The 13,087-nt window shown below is 69.7% G+C and carries 15 protein-coding genes; 8 read left to right on the top strand and 7 right to left on the bottom strand.

Annotated elements, in window-relative coordinates; translation table 11 throughout:
* The first annotated feature begins 70 nt into the window (after positions 1-70).
* The 6 genes from nrdR (at position 71) to thiL (ending at position 4,493) form a co-directional block, all read left to right on the top strand.
* Entirely contained in the window at positions 71-589 is a 519-nt protein-coding gene (gene nrdR / locus MFF01_RS02995) for a transcriptional regulator NrdR (RefSeq protein ID WP_238221862.1), read from the top strand.
* Positions 586-1,686: a bifunctional diaminohydroxyphosphoribosylaminopyrimidine deaminase/5-amino-6-(5-phosphoribosylamino)uracil reductase RibD gene (gene ribD, locus MFF01_RS02990; RefSeq protein WP_238221860.1), complete on the top strand. Its 1,101-nt coding sequence runs from the start codon at positions 586-588 to the stop codon at positions 1,684-1,686. The genes nrdR and ribD overlap by 4 nt, the downstream gene beginning before the upstream one ends.
* Complete coding sequence (locus MFF01_RS02985) at positions 1,687-2,331, top strand: riboflavin synthase (protein WP_238221858.1); 645 nt, start codon at positions 1,687-1,689, stop codon at positions 2,329-2,331.
* A gap of 163 nt (positions 2,332-2,494) precedes the next feature.
* Positions 2,495-3,001: a 6,7-dimethyl-8-ribityllumazine synthase gene (ribH, locus tag MFF01_RS02980; RefSeq protein WP_238221856.1), complete on the top strand. Its 507-nt coding sequence runs from the start codon at positions 2,495-2,497 to the stop codon at positions 2,999-3,001.
* 5 nt (positions 3,002-3,006) lie between these two features.
* Positions 3,007-3,501 carry a transcription antitermination factor NusB gene (nusB, locus tag MFF01_RS02975; protein ID WP_238221855.1) on the top strand — a complete coding sequence of 165 codons (495 nt, stop codon included), beginning with the start codon at positions 3,007-3,009 and terminating at the stop codon, positions 3,499-3,501.
* Positions 3,498-4,493 carry a thiamine-phosphate kinase gene (thiL, locus tag MFF01_RS02970; protein WP_238221854.1) on the top strand — a complete coding sequence of 332 codons (996 nt, stop codon included), beginning with the start codon at positions 3,498-3,500 and terminating at the stop codon, positions 4,491-4,493. The genes nusB and thiL overlap by 4 nt, the downstream gene beginning before the upstream one ends.
* Here thiL and MFF01_RS02965 read toward each other — a convergent pair.
* From MFF01_RS02965 to maiA, 3 genes are all read right to left on the bottom strand, one after another.
* Positions 4,452-4,805: a hypothetical protein gene (locus MFF01_RS02965; RefSeq protein WP_238221853.1), complete on the bottom strand. Its 354-nt coding sequence runs from the start codon at positions 4,803-4,805 to the stop codon at positions 4,452-4,454. The two genes, thiL and MFF01_RS02965, sit on opposite strands and share 42 nt — an antisense overlap.
* Positions 4,806-4,902: 97 nt before the next feature.
* The gene (locus MFF01_RS02960; RefSeq protein WP_238222124.1) at positions 4,903-6,234 is read right to left on the bottom strand and encodes an NAD(P)/FAD-dependent oxidoreductase; all 1,332 of its coding nucleotides are present in this window, start codon (positions 6,232-6,234) and stop codon (positions 4,903-4,905) included.
* A 155-nt stretch (positions 6,235-6,389) separates the two neighbouring features.
* Positions 6,390-7,034 (bottom strand): maleylacetoacetate isomerase, encoded by a 645-nt coding sequence (gene maiA, locus MFF01_RS02955; protein ID WP_238221852.1) that lies wholly within the window; start codon positions 7,032-7,034, stop codon positions 6,390-6,392.
* A gap of 186 nt (positions 7,035-7,220) precedes the next feature.
* On the opposite strand from maiA, the gene dgcN reads away from it, so the two are divergent.
* Both dgcN and dgcA read left to right on the top strand, forming a co-directional pair.
* Positions 7,221-8,243, top strand: a complete 1,023-nt coding sequence (gene dgcN, locus MFF01_RS02950) for an N-acetyltransferase DgcN (RefSeq protein WP_238221851.1) — start codon at positions 7,221-7,223, stop codon at positions 8,241-8,243.
* Positions 8,240-9,226, top strand: a complete 987-nt coding sequence (gene dgcA, locus MFF01_RS02945) for an N-acetyl-D-Glu racemase DgcA (RefSeq protein WP_238221850.1) — start codon at positions 8,240-8,242, stop codon at positions 9,224-9,226. The genes dgcN and dgcA overlap by 4 nt, the downstream gene beginning before the upstream one ends.
* Positions 9,227-9,290: 64 nt before the next feature.
* On the opposite strand, the gene MFF01_RS02940 is transcribed toward dgcA, so the two are convergent.
* The 4 genes from MFF01_RS02940 to MFF01_RS02925 form a co-directional block, all read right to left on the bottom strand.
* Positions 9,291-10,727, bottom strand: a complete 1,437-nt coding sequence (locus MFF01_RS02940) for a sensor domain-containing diguanylate cyclase (RefSeq protein WP_306421578.1) — start codon at positions 10,725-10,727, stop codon at positions 9,291-9,293.
* Positions 10,728-11,115: 388 nt separating this feature from the next.
* Entirely contained in the window at positions 11,116-11,277 is a 162-nt protein-coding gene (locus MFF01_RS02935) for a hypothetical protein (RefSeq protein ID WP_238221845.1), read from the bottom strand.
* The gene (cydB, locus tag MFF01_RS02930; protein ID WP_238221844.1) at positions 11,274-12,320 is read right to left on the bottom strand and encodes a cytochrome d ubiquinol oxidase subunit II; all 1,047 of its coding nucleotides are present in this window, start codon (positions 12,318-12,320) and stop codon (positions 11,274-11,276) included. The genes MFF01_RS02935 and cydB overlap by 4 nt, the downstream gene beginning before the upstream one ends.
* 148 nt (positions 12,321-12,468) lie before the next feature.
* Positions 12,469-12,759 carry a hypothetical protein gene (locus tag MFF01_RS02925; RefSeq protein ID WP_238221843.1) on the bottom strand — a complete coding sequence of 97 codons (291 nt, stop codon included), beginning with the start codon at positions 12,757-12,759 and terminating at the stop codon, positions 12,469-12,471.
* Between the last annotated feature and the right edge of the window lie 328 nt (positions 12,760-13,087).

Here is a 13,087-nt window from a genome sequence, read left to right as displayed (position 1 = left end):
GGAGAACGGCCGTGGATCGAAAGGTCCACGGCCGTTCTCGTTTTCTCGCATCCCCACAGGTGGCCGCCCGATGCGCTGTCCCTATTGCAGCGGCCCCGACACTCAGGTGAAGGATTCGCGCCCCACCGACGATGCCATCCGTCGGCGCCGCGTCTGCCCGGATTGCGGCGGCCGCTTCACCACCTTCGAGCGGGTGCAACTGCGTGAACTCACCGTGGTCAAACGCTCCGGAAAGCGTGTTCCGTTCGATCGCGACAAGCTCCAGCGCTCCATCGGCGTCGCCCTGCGCAAGCGCGCCGTCGACCCTGAGCGGATCGAACGTCTCGTCAGCGGCATCACCCGCCAGCTCGAGAGCGGGGGCGAGGCCGAGATCGCCAGCGAGGCGATCGGCGAGCTTGTGATGGAGGGGCTGAAGGGGCTCGACGACGTCGCCTACGTGCGCTTCGCCTCCGTCTACAAGAATTTTCGCGAGGCCAGCGACTTCAAGGCTCTGCTCGGCACCCTAAGCGAAGCGCCGGCCGAGCCGCTCCCCGACGAGCCCGACGACACCGTCACGCCCCTGCGTGCCAAGCCCCGGCCGCGCCCATGAGCGCGATGGATATCCGCTTCATGCGCCTCGCCCTGGCGCTCGGCCATCGCAACCTCGGACGGACCTGGCCCAACCCCTCCGTCGGAGCCGTGGTGGTGAAGGACGGCCGCATCGTCGGCCAGGGCATGACGGAAACCGGCGGGCGGCCCCATGCCGAACCGCAGGCGCTGGCCATGGCGGGCGAGGCCGCGCGCGGCGCAACCCTCTACGTCACCCTCGAGCCGTGCTCGCATCACGGGCGAACCCCGCCCTGCACCGAGGCGATCATCGCATCCGGCATCGCCCGCGTCGTCACCGCCCTGGAGGACCCCGACCCACGCGTGGCGGGGCGCGGCCACGCGCTCCTGCGGGACGCCGGCATCGCCGTCGAAACCGGCCTCCTACGCGAGCAGGCCGCCCGCGACCATGTCGGCCACGTCACGCGGGTCACGAGGGGGCGCCCGAGCCTCCACCTGAAGCTCGCCCGGACGCCGGACGGCTTCGCCGCCGGGGCACCCGACCAGCGCCTGCGCATCACCGGCCCCATCGCCGACGGCGCCGTCCACCTGTGGCGGGCCCATGCCGACGCCATCCTGGTCGGCATCGGAACGGCGCGGGCCGACGATCCGTCCCTCACCGTGCGCCTGCCCGGTCTCTCGGAGCGCTCGCCCCTGCGGATCGTCCTCGATTCGAGCCTGCGGCTGCAGCCCTCGACCCACCTTGTGCGCGGCGCCCGCGACATCCCCACCCTTGTGGTCACCACCCGCAACGCGCCGGCCCATCCCAAACGCATGCTCGCCTCGTTCAGCGTCGAGGTGATCTCCGTGGCGGCCGAGGCCACCGGCCGGATCGATCTTGCCGCCGCCCTGGAGGCCCTGGCCGAGCGCGGTCTCACCCGGATCTGCTGCGAGGGTGGCCCCTGCCTCGCCGACGCCCTGGCGCGGGCGGATCTCATCGACGTCTGCACCCTCATCACCGGTCCCACCGCCCTCGGGGCGAGCGGCCTGCCGGCCGTCGGCCCCCACCTCGACGCCAGCCTATCGCGGGGCCATCTGAAACCCGTCGCGTCGCGCGATTTCGGTCCCGACCGCGCGGTCACGTATGAGCGGAGCGCCTAGATGTTCACCGGTCTCGTCACGGATGTCGGAGAGGTCGTCGAGGTGTCGGGCGACGACCGTCTGCGCCGCATCCGCATCCGCTCCGCCTACGATCCCGCCACCATCGCGCTTGGAGCCTCCATCGCCTGTTCAGGCCCCTGCCTCACGGCCGTGGCCGTGGAGCGCGTCGCGGGCGGGTGCATCTTCGCCGTGGATGCCGCGGCCGAAACCCTGGCCCTCACCACCGTCGGCACCTGGGGCGAGGGCACGCGGGTCAACCTCGAACGCTCCCTAAAGATCGGCGACGAACTTGGCGGTCACCTCGTCACCGGCCATGTCGACGGCCGCGCCGAGATCGTCGCCCGCGACGCGGTGACGGGTGGGGAGGGCGATCCGCAATGGGCGCCGAGCGACCGCTTCACCCTGCGCGCCCCGAAGGCGCTGGCTGGATTCATCGCCCGCAAGGGGTCCGTCTGCCTCGACGGAACCTCGCTGACGGTGAACACCGTCGCGGACGACCTCTTCTCGGTGCTGCTGATCCCCCATACCCTGGCGGTGACGACGTGGGGGCAGCGCCGCGCCGGCGATGCCCTCAATCTCGAGGTCGATCTCATCGCCCGCTACGCCGCGCGCCTGACGGAGGCCCGCGAGACGCTCGCGCTCTGACCCCGCCCGGCGGGCGCCCGCTTGTCCGCCGGGCGCCTTCGGTCTATCGCTCGCGCCTTCCGATCGGTCCGGGTTCGGCGCGTGCGTCGCGACGGCGCGGCCGGTTCAGGGCGGCGACTGTGCGGGAATCCGGACGTCCCTGCCCCTCTCACAAGGCCCCCCGATGGTTTCGACCCAACCCGCTTCCCGCCCGTCCCCCGCCATCGTCAGGGGCGCCCGCGTCCTCGTGGTCGAAGCGCGCTACTACGACGAGCTCGCCGACGCGCTGCTCGACGGCGCGCGGGGCGTTCTCGACGCGGCCGAAGCCGAGACGACGGTGGTGACCGTGCCGGGCGCCCTGGAAATTCCCGCCGCCATCGCGATCCTGACCGAGGCCGCCACCCGCGCCGGCCAGCCCTACGACGCCGCCGTCGCCCTCGGCTGCGTGATTCGCGGCGAGACCGGGCATTACGACATCGTGGCCGGCGAGAGTGCCCGTGCGTTGATGGACCTGTCCGTTGCCCGGCTGCTGCCGCTTGGCAACGGCATCCTCACGGTCGAGACCGAGGCTCAGGCGTTCGCCCGCGCCCGCGTGTCGGAGATGAACAAGGGCGGCGGAGCGGCCGAGGCGGCCCTGGCGGTGCTTGCCCTCAAGCGCGACGCTTCCGCCGCGCCCGTCGGAGAGGATTGAGCGCCATGGCCAAGATCATCGAGCGCAGCGGCGCCCGCCTCTCCGTGGTGCAGGCGCTCTACGAGATGGAGATCGCCGGCAAGGGCGTCATCGAGGCGGTGGCCGAATTCGAGACCTTCTGGATCGGCCAGACCGTCGACGGCGTCGAACATCCCCCGGCCGAGATCGCATTCTTCCGCGATCTCCTGCGCGGCGTCGTCGACGAGCAGCGCGCCATCGACCCGATGCTGGACGGCGCCCTGGCGCAGGGCTGGCCCCTCAAGCGCATCGAGGCGGTTCTGCGCGCCATCCTGCGCGCGGGAGCCTACGAACTCATGCATCGCCGCGACGTGCCGGCCCGGGCCGCCATCTCTGAATACGTCGATGTCGCCCACAGCTTCTACGGCGGCGACGAACCCGGCATGGTCAATGCGGTCCTCGACAAGGTGGCGCGCGAGGTTCGGAGCCAGGAATTCGCCGGTCTTCCAGGGTCCGGCCTGCCCGGCGCCGGCCGGGCGTGAGCGGGGACCGTCCCACCGAGGACGGCCTCATCGCGCGCTTCTTCGCGCCGCTGGCCGGCCTCGGCGCCGATGGGATGCGCGACGACGCCGCCACCCTGACGCCGAGTCCCGGTTGCGATCTCGTCCTCACGGCCGACGCCATCGTGGCGGGGGTTCACTTCTTTCCCGACGATCCGCCGGCTTCCATCGCCCGCAAGGCCATCGGGGTGAACTATTCGGATCTGGCCGCCAAGGGGGCGGCCCCGCGCGGCATCCTCCTCACCCTGGCGCTGCCCGACGACTGGACGGAACCCTGGCTTGAGGCATTCGCGGGCGGTCTGCGAGACAGTCTCGCCGCGTTCGGCGGCGCGCTTCTCGGCGGGGACACCGTGCGCGCGGCCGGCCCCCTGACCATCGGGGTCACGGCGCTGGGCGAGGTGCCCACCGGCGCCATGGTGAGGCGGATGACGGCCCAAGTCGGCGACGCGATTTGTGTCGGCGGCAGCATCGGCGATGCCGCCCTTGGGCTACTCCTGCGCCAGTCGCCCCCGCCGGATTGGGCCGCCTCCCTCGGCGGCGAGGCCCGCGACGTCCTTGTCGACCGCTATTGGCACCCGCGCCCGAGGCTCGGCCTCGCGCCGGTCCTCCGGCGCCATGCCCGCGCCGCCATGGACATCTCGGACGGCCTCGCGGGCGATCTCGCCAAGATGCTGAAGGGGGAGGGGCGCTCCGCCCTGATCCGCGTCGCCGATGTACCCCTGTCTCCGGCGGCGGCCCGGGCCGTGACATTGCGGCCCGACCTCATGGCGACGGTGCTGACCGGCGGCGACGATTACGAGATCCTCTGCGCCGTGCCGCCGGACGCCCTCGCGGCCTGTCTGGCGGAGGCGCAGGCCCTCGGCCTTCCGTTGCGCCCCATCGGAATGGTGACCGCCGGGGAGGGACCGCCGGTCTTCGAGGCCGCGAACGGGCTACGAACGTTCTTCGGGGCCGGGTCCTTCAGTCACTTCTGACGTCGGGGCCTCGTCCTCGGGCTCGGGATCGACCGTCCAGTGGGTGGCGAAGGCGGCGAGATGGCGGGCATCGGCGAACGCCATCACGGCGACCTGCCGCTCGGCCGGCATGGCGCCGGGATAGGGCGCCAACAGCACGGTCTCCTGGGAGAACTTGGCGCCGGGTGCCTGCTCGGCGAGCCAGACCTCGGCCTCGGTGGTCAGCCGGGTGGGGTCGGCTGCGTCGCGGGCGCGTGAATCGGCGCGCAGCACGAGGACGTAGGACCCGAGCGTCGGATTGCGCTGCTGCAGGGCCTGGATGATGTCGATCATGGGGCCGTTCCGAGAAGCGCCGGACCGCCACGGGGCGGCCCGGCCTGGAGGGAGACGCCCTGCCCCTCGCGGAGGGGCGGGCGAGCGAAGTTTGCGCTCAGTGCAGCTTCACCCGCGATTCCGTGCGGCGGGTCAGCGCCCGGGCCACGGCGTCGAGGGTGGTCTTCACCGTGCCGTGCAGGGCCTGCTCGTGCATCTTGTAGAGCGACCGGTACATCATCCGGGCGAACAGCCCGGCGATGAACATGTTCTTTCCGCGCACGAACCCCATCAGGCTGCCAACGGTCGAGTATTCGCCCAGCGACACCAGGGACCCGAAATCACGGTACTTGAAGGGTTTGAGCGGCTTGCCCGCCATCTTCGCGGGAATCGCCTTGATGAGGTAGCTCGCCTGCTGGTGCGCCGCCTGGGCGCGCGGCGGGATCGGCGTCTGCGAACCCGGTTCGACGAGGTAGGCATTGTCGCCGATGGCGAAGATGTCCGGATCGCGGGTGGTCTGAAGCGTCGGTGTCACCACGAGCTGGTTGTTGCGCGTGGTCTCGAGGCCGCCGATCCCCTGGAGGAACGGCGGCGCCTTCACGCCGGCGGCCCAGACCACGAGTTCGGACGGAATGAAGCCGCCATCGGCGAGCTGGACTCCATCGGGGCGTACTTCCGTAACGCGGGCGTTGGTGCGGACCTCGACGCCGATCTTGTGCAGCAGCTTCATCACGTCCTGGGACATGCGCTCGGGCACCGCCGGCAGGATGCGGGAGGCCGCCTCCACCAGGGTGATCTTGAGATCCTTGTCGGGGTCGATGCGGTCGAGGCCCGTCGAGGCGACGTCGCGGGTGGTGCGGTGGAGTTCGGCCGTGAGCTCCGTGCCCGTGGCGCCGGCGCCGATCACCGTGACGTGGAGCTGGCCCGGCCGCACGGGGCCCGCCTGGGTGTGGGCGCGCAGCATGCCGTTGACGAGGCGCTGGTGGAAACGCACCGCCTGGTCCTGGGTGTCGAGGGCGATGGCGTTCTCCTTCACCCCCGGCGTGCCGAAATCGTTGGTGGTGGAGCCCACCGCCAGCACCAGGGTGTCGTAGCCGATGGAGCGCACCGGCGTGACCTCGCGCCCCTCCGCGTCGTGGCTGGCGGCGAGCTGGATCGTGCGCGCCTGCCGGTCGAGGCCGGTCATCTCGCCGATGCGGTAGCGGAAATGGTGGCGATGCGCGTGGTGCAGGTAGTCCACGGCGTGATGGCCGACATCGAGGCTGCCGGCGGCGACCTCGTGGAGGAGCGGCTTCCAGATATGCGTACGCGCCCGGTCGACGAGGGTGACGTGGGCCTTGCCGGACTTGCCCAGCGACTCGCCGAGCTTCGTCGCCAGCTGCAGGCCAGCGGCACCGCCGCCGACGACCACGATACGATGCAGGTTCTCCACGGATTCGCCCGGTACCATGCGTTTGTCGTCCTGCATCTCGTCGTTGGAAGGGGTGGGTCTGGACCGGGCGCGCCACGGCGAAGGCCGTACCGGACTCTGCCGTTCCGCCTTACTCTGGAACGTCTTTATTTTGTGGTCGCCCGGCCTGGGTCAACACAATTGTCCACCGCCCCTCAGGCGGGAGCGCCCGGCTGGCGCAGGGGATGCGCCCGCGCGAAGGCATCCTGCCCCAGGCAATCCTCGGCGATCCGTCGAACCGTCGGGTAGGGCGCGGTCTCGACGCCGAAGATCCCGGTCCCGACCCACAGGCTGACGAGGCAGAGATCGGCGTGACTCACCGCGTCCCCCTGGGCGTAGCGCCCCGTGCCGGGCTCATGGGTGAGGCGGGTCTCCAGGGTCTTCAAGCCGGTCTCGAACCAGTGGCGCACGAAGCCCATCATCCGGTCCTTCGGGATGTCGTAGGCCTGCATGAGGTAGTTGCGCACCCGCGGCACGTAGAGCGGATGGGTGTCGCAGGCCACCACCTGCGCCAGCGACCGCGCCCTGGCCCGCGCCCGCGGATCTGACGGCAGGAGCGGCACGGCGGGGTGCACGTCCTCGAGATAGTCGAGGATGGCGAGGGACTGGGTGAGGGGCGGTCCGTCGCCGTCGAAGAAGGCCGGCACCGCGCCCTGCGGATTGATGGCGAGGAACGCGGGCTTGAACTGGTCGCCCGCATCGAGGTCGATGAATGTTTCCTCGCACGGGATGCCCTTGAGGTTGAGGGCGATCCGTACCCGGAATGCGGCCGCGGAGCGCCAGTTGCCGTACATCTTCATGGGGCCAAAATCTCCGTTGCGGGGGCGACCACACCCGACATCCGCCTCCGCCGCAAGCCCCTGTCTTCAAACCGACGCCGTGGCCGTGATCCTGCTTCGGCGCGTGCGGATTGGCAGCACGGGATTCCTCGCGCATAGCGACGGACTGGCGGGATTCGGGGGCCACGGCCCCAGGGAGGGACGGACATGCAGATCGAGACACCCTATCTGATGTTTCTCGGCGACGTGCCCGACACCCTGGCGGCCAAGACTGCCTACGGCATCAAGGATTGGCGCCCCGAATGGTGCGTCGGCCAGATGCGCCTGCCCGGCTGCGCCGCCGATCTCGGCATTCCCGATCTCACCCTGGCGGAGGCGGTGGCGAAGGGCTGTCGCACGATGGTGATCGGCGTAGCCAATGCGGGCGGCGTCCTGCCCGGACACTGGGTCGCCGAGATCGTTGCGGCCCTCGAGGCCGGGCTCGACATCGCCAGCGGCCTGCATGCGCGCCTCGGCGCCGTGCCGGAGATCGCGGCGGCGGCCGAAGCCCATGGCCGTCAGCTCCACGATGTGCGCCACACCTCCGAGACCTTCGCCACCGGCAAGGGCACGAAGCGGCCCGGCAAGCGGCTGCTCAGCGTCGGCACCGACTGTTCGGTGGGCAAGAAATACACCGTCCTCGCCCTAGAGCGCGGGATGCGCGAGCGCGGCCTCGACGCGGATTTCCGTGCCACGGGCCAGACCGGCGTGTTCATCTCCGGCCGGGGCGTCGCCATCGATGCCGTGGTGGCCGATTTCATCTCCGGGGCCGTCGAGTGGATCGCGCCGGCAGCCGATCCCGACCATTGGGATCTCCTCGAAGGCCAGGGCTCCCTGTTCCACCCGTCCTTCGCCGGGGTGAGCCTCGGCCTGCTTCACGGGGCGCAGGCCGATGCGTTCATCGTCTGCCATGAGCCGAGCCGCACCGCCATGCGGGGCGTCCAGCATCCCCTGCCGACGATCCAGGAGGTCATCGACCTCACGGTGCAGCTCGGCCGCCTGACCAATCCGGACATCCGGCCCGTCGGCATCGCGGTGAACACCCAGAGCCTGGAGGAGGGCGCCGCCCGCACACTCCTCGCGGAGCTCGCCCGAGAGCACGGCTTGCCGGCGACCGACCCCGTGCGCTTCGGTGTGGAGGAGATCGTCGACCGCCTCGTCGCCGAATTTCCGAAGGGAGCCGCCGCATGAGTTTGATTCTCGAAGCCGCCATCGAACGCTTTCCCATCGCGGGGGCCTTCACCATCGCGCGGGGAAGCCGCACGGAGGCCGTGGTAGTGGTGGCCACCGTGCGGGACGCGCAAGGCCGTGTCGGGCGCGGCGAGTGCGTGCCCTATGCCCGCTACGGCGAGACCGTGGAGAGCGTGTGCGAACTGATCCTGGGGCAGGGCGACGCCGTGGCGGACGGGGCCACGCGCACGGACCTCCTCACGCTCATGCCGGCGGGGGCGGCCCGCAACGCCCTCGACTGCGCCCTGTTCGACCTCGAGGCGAAGCAGACCGGCCGCCCGGCCTGGGAGATCGTCGGCCTCGACGCGCCGCAGGCTGCCGTCACCGCCTATACCCTCAGCCTCGGTGATCCGGCGAGCATGGAGGCCGCCGCCCGTGCCGCCGCTGCCCGGCCCCTCCTGAAGGTGAAACTCGGCGGCGAGGGCGACCCCGAACGGATCGCCGCCGTGCGGCGGGGCGCCCCCGAGGCGCGCCTCATCGTCGATGCCAACGAGGCGTGGCGGGCCGAGACCCTCGAGGCCAACCTCGCGGCTTGCGTCGCGGCGCGCGTCGAACTCATCGAGCAGCCCCTGCCGGCGGGCGAGGACAGTCTCCTCGCGCGCATCGCCAGGCCGATTCCGATCTGCGCCGACGAGAGCCTGCACGACCGTTCCGGTCTCGACGCCCTGGCCGCGCGCTACGACGCCATCAACATCAAGCTCGACAAGGCCGGCGGCCTCACCGAGGCGGTGATGCTGGCCCGCGAGGCCCGGGCGCGGGGCTTCTCGCTGATGATCGGCTGCATGGTCGGCACCTCGCTCGCCATGGCGCCTGCCATGCTGCTCGCGCGGGACGCCGAGTACGTCGATCTCGACGGGCCGCTGCTTCTCGCCCGCGACCGCGACCCCGGTCTGGTGTTCGAGGGCAGCACCGTCCATCCGCCGCTGCCGGCCTTGTGGGGTTAGGGCGTCGGTCACCGTCCCTCGGGACGGCGCTCCGGGCGCGATCCCTCCGAGGGGGCACGAGCCCCTATGCGGCGGCTCGCGGACCCGGCGCCGTGACAGCGCACCGGGTCTGGTTGCGGCCCCCGGCCTTGGCTTCGTAGAGCGCCGCGTCGGCCCGGCGGTAGAGATCGCTCGCCGTACCGGCCTCGGGGGCGGCGGGTACGGTGGTCGCGACGCCGATGCTCACCGTCACCGAGTGTGCCGCGAGGGCGGCCGATGCGACGGTCAGTTTCGCCGTCTCGGCGTGGATCCGCTGGGCGACGCGAAGGGCGCCCATCATGTCCGTGTCCCGGAGAAGCAGAACGAATTCCTCGCCGCCCATGCGGAAGACGACATCCGCCGCGTCGGGCACGCTCGCCGCGAGGCGAACCGCGAGCCCAACCAGCACCGCGTCACCGACGGCATGGCCATAACGATCGTTGAAGCGCTTGAAATGATCGGCGTCCACGACGAGCAGCGACAGGGTTTCGCCCGTGTCGGCGCCATCCGTCCAGGCTTCGTCGAACGCCGCCTCGAACCGGCGCCGGTTCGACAACCCGGTGAGGGCATCCGTGTGGGACAGGCGCGCCAGTTCCGCCTGCGCTTCCGAACGACGGCGCAGCTCCCGCCCGAACAGCAACGACAACCCGATGGTGAAACCGCACAGCGCGAGCACGATTCCGCTGATGACCAGGGCCTTTTCGCGCCACTCCGCCTCGACCTCGCTCAAGGACAGCGCGACGCTGAGGAGAAGCGGGAATTGGCCGATGCCCCCGAACGTATAGTGCCGCTCGAATCCATCGCTGGACGTGGGAGCGATGAAGGTGCCTTTGCCCTCTCGGACGAAGCGCTGGAACTCGGGGGCCGCCGCGAAGCTCTTGCCGATGAGCGTTTCGTCGAACGGATAGCGCATGATGCGCGTCCCGTCCCTGAGGTAGAGGTTGATCCGACCGAAATGCCCGAGGCCGATATCCCTGAACAGCCGGTTGAAGAAGCTCAGCTTCAGGCTGGCGATCGCCACGCCGCCGAACGAACCATCCGGCTTGTCGACGCGCCGGGTCAACATGATCGCGGACGTCCCCGAGAGATGCGAGATCAGGGGATGGGAGATGTGCAGTTCGCCGTCCGCCCGGTCCCGATGGGTCTTGAAGTAATCCCGCTCGGCGATTCCGGCCTGACGCGGCGGCATGGCTCCGCTATCGACCACGCTGTTTCCGTGCTCGTCGACCACGAGGATCGCCCCCATGTCCCGCGCCGAGGTCACGCGGTCGAACAGGAGGAGTTGCCGGATTTCGGGACCCAACTCGGCGACGCGGGGTTCCTTGAGGTTGTCGACGAGCACCCGGAGCGTGAGATCGATGATCTCGATATTCCGTGCGATGTCGCGTTCCAGAAGTTGCAGAAGATTCCGGGAATTCAGTTCGGCCTTGCTCCAGGCATCGCGCCGCAGATCGAGCAGCATGATCGCGGAAACGACCAGCATGCCGAGGGGCGCCAGGATCCCTAGGACGATCCAGGAATTCGCCGAACGAGGCGTAGAAATCGGAGCGCGGCGTCCGGTCGGCACGAGAGACCTCAGAATTCATTTTCACGCTAACTCGAAAGCATCACGGATAAGTTAACGCGATCATCTGATCGATCTTGTTCGTATATTGAAGCCAAAACTCTCGCGGTTTCGTTATTCGCAGCTTTCGGCGGTGTTCGTCTCGCGGGCCGCCGCGCGACCGGCCTGCGCTCGTAAGGCGATCGTGCGCGATTCGATCGATCGGATCGCGGCCGGTCCGCGCCGGACGGTCGATACGTCACGGTCTCGAGGCCTCGACGATGCTTGGATCACCGGAGCGCGTTCGGGCTCCGTCCCAGGGCCGCTCTCAGCCCCGCACGATGATCCGCAGGGCATAGACGAGGGCGGTGAAGACCACGAGGCTCACGGCGTAGAAGGCCACGAACCACAGCAGGCGTCGGTTGCGTCCGGCTGATCCGTTCCGTTCCGGGGGATACGGCGCGCGGTCGTCCGGCCCCAGGCCGCTCAATGGCCGTAGCCCCCGGCCCCGATGTCCTCGGCGACTTTTCCGCGAAACACCCAGTAGGCGTAGGCCGTATAGGCGAGGGTGAGGGGCATCACGACGGCGTAACCCACGAGGGCGAATTTCAGGGCGCTGACGGCATTGGCCGCCTGCCAGATCGTCATGCGCGGCGGCACGACGTAGGGAAACAGGCTGATGACGAGGCCGACGAAGCCGAGCAGGAACAGGGCGATGGTGAGGAGGAACGGCGCGACCTGCCGGCCGTCGGCGAGGGCGCGATGGATGCGCCACGCCACCAGGGCCGTCACCACCGGCACGGGCGCCACGTAGACGATGTTCGGCCAGGAGACCCAGCGCCATTGGATCTCGAGGCCGAGGAACGGCACCCAGGCGCTCACGATGGCCATGCTCAGGATGGTGCCGGCGAGGAACTGCCCGCTCTTGCGCCGGGCCCAGATCTGGAGTTCGCCCGAGGTCTTCATCACGCACCACGTCGCCCCGAGGAGGCCGTAGCCGCAGACGAGGCCGATGCCCGTCATCACACTGAAGGGGGTCAGCCAGTCGAGGGTGCCGCCGGCAAACCCGCGTCCCTCCGTCCGGAAGCCCTGCACGAAGGCGCCGAGCACCAACCCTTGCGCGAAGGTCGCCGCGAGGGAGCCGTAGTGGAAGGCGTAGTCCCACAGGGGCTGCGAGCGTTCCGCCTTGAACCGGAACTCGAAGGCGACGCCCCGGAAAATTAGGGCGATGAGCATGAGGATCAGCGGCAGGTAGAGGGCCGGCAGCAGGATCGCGTAGGCGACGCTGAATACGGCGAACAGGCCGCCGCCGCCGAGGATGAGCCAGGTTTCGTTGCCGTCCCAGATCGGCGCCACGGAGAGCATCATCCGGTCGCGCCAGTTTCCCTTGCTGGCGGCCGTGAACAGAATGCCGACGCCGAGGTCGAACCCGTCGATGATCACGTACATCGCGACCGCGAGGGCGAGGAGGCCGGACCAGATCAGGGGCAGCCAGAAGGCGGGCCCCTCGTATTCCATGCCGAAGCCGAACATCGGACCATCACCCCGGCAGCAGAGACCGCGACGGGCCGACCGTAACCATTTCGACGGCGCAAGGCCACCGGCCGTGCGACGCGGCGAAAGCCTCGTTCGCGCATCGTCCATTTACCGAAAGCCGGAAGCCGCCTTTCGGGACGATGCTCTAGCGGGCTCCGACGCCGCGCCAGGCCGGACGCCGGTCCGCCTCGTCCAGGGTGTCGGCGGAAGCGGCCGGTTGTGGGGCGAGGTGGCGGGCGAACACGTCCATCCCCTCCCGCGCGATCCGATCGCGGACCTCCGGCGACATGGCGTCCCAGGCGGCCGTCAGGGTCTGGGCGGGCAGAACCTGCATCGGCGACGCCGGCAGGGCGGGTGCGTCGTCCGGCCGGTCCTTGAGAAGGGCGAGGTAGGACAGGCCGCCGATGACCACGGCGGCGCGGAGGGGAAACAGCATGGCTCGGTCCAGGTCCGTACCGAAGGGTTCGCGTTCTGTGACGCCGAGCAACGCATGCGAAGGGTAAAGCAGAGATGATACGGACACGGTGATCCATCGCGATGGTGAACGGCGCTTTATTGGCATCCTTCTCTCGCCCACCATGGGATTCGCGGCTCGGTTCCGTGACCTGTTCCAATCGTGGGGCCGAGCTTCCAAAGGAAGCTTCCGTTTCGGCCCGTCCGGTTACCTTCCGGAAAGCATACGGAGACAGGCACGACCCCACCCGCAACACTCGCTTAAGTCTGGTCTGCGACGGTTCGCTCAGTCGAGTTCAAGTCGAGCCAAG

Source organism: Methylobacterium adhaesivum (genome assembly GCF_022179065.1).
Lineage (GTDB): Bacteria > Pseudomonadota > Alphaproteobacteria > Rhizobiales > Beijerinckiaceae > Methylobacterium > Methylobacterium adhaesivum.
Note: the sequence above shows the minus strand (reverse complement) of the source record. Positions and strands in the feature narration are given on the sequence as shown.

Excerpts from the sequence above, each read along its gene's own strand:
- ribH (WP_238221856.1), top strand. The coding sequence starts at position 2,495 with ATGGTTTCGACCCAACCCGCTTCCCGCCCGTCCCCCGCCATCGTCAGG.
- dgcN (WP_238221851.1), top strand. The coding sequence starts at position 7,221 with ATGCAGATCGAGACACCCTATCTGATGTTTCTCGGCGACGTGCCCGAC.
- nusB (WP_238221855.1), top strand. The coding sequence starts at position 3,007 with ATGGCCAAGATCATCGAGCGCAGCGGCGCCCGCCTCTCCGTGGTGCAG.
- maiA (WP_238221852.1), bottom strand. The coding sequence starts at position 7,034 with ATGAAGATGTACGGCAACTGGCGCTCCGCGGCCGCATTCCGGGTACGG.
- MFF01_RS02960 (WP_238222124.1), bottom strand. The coding sequence starts at position 6,234 with ATGGTACCGGGCGAATCCGTGGAGAACCTGCATCGTATCGTGGTCGTC.
- MFF01_RS02940 (WP_306421578.1), bottom strand. The coding sequence starts at position 10,727 with ATGCTGGTCGTTTCCGCGATCATGCTGCTCGATCTGCGGCGCGATGCC.
- MFF01_RS02965 (WP_238221853.1), bottom strand. The coding sequence starts at position 4,805 with ATGATCGACATCATCCAGGCCCTGCAGCAGCGCAATCCGACGCTCGGG.
- MFF01_RS02985 (WP_238221858.1), top strand. The coding sequence starts at position 1,687 with ATGTTCACCGGTCTCGTCACGGATGTCGGAGAGGTCGTCGAGGTGTCG.
- cydB (WP_238221844.1), bottom strand. The coding sequence starts at position 12,320 with ATGTTCGGCTTCGGCATGGAATACGAGGGGCCCGCCTTCTGGCTGCCC.
- dgcA (WP_238221850.1), top strand. The coding sequence starts at position 8,240 with ATGAGTTTGATTCTCGAAGCCGCCATCGAACGCTTTCCCATCGCGGGG.
- ribD (WP_238221860.1), top strand. The coding sequence starts at position 586 with ATGAGCGCGATGGATATCCGCTTCATGCGCCTCGCCCTGGCGCTCGGC.
- MFF01_RS02925 (WP_238221843.1), bottom strand. The coding sequence starts at position 12,759 with ATGCTGTTTCCCCTCCGCGCCGCCGTGGTCATCGGCGGCCTGTCCTAC.
- nrdR (WP_238221862.1), top strand. The coding sequence starts at position 71 with ATGCGCTGTCCCTATTGCAGCGGCCCCGACACTCAGGTGAAGGATTCG.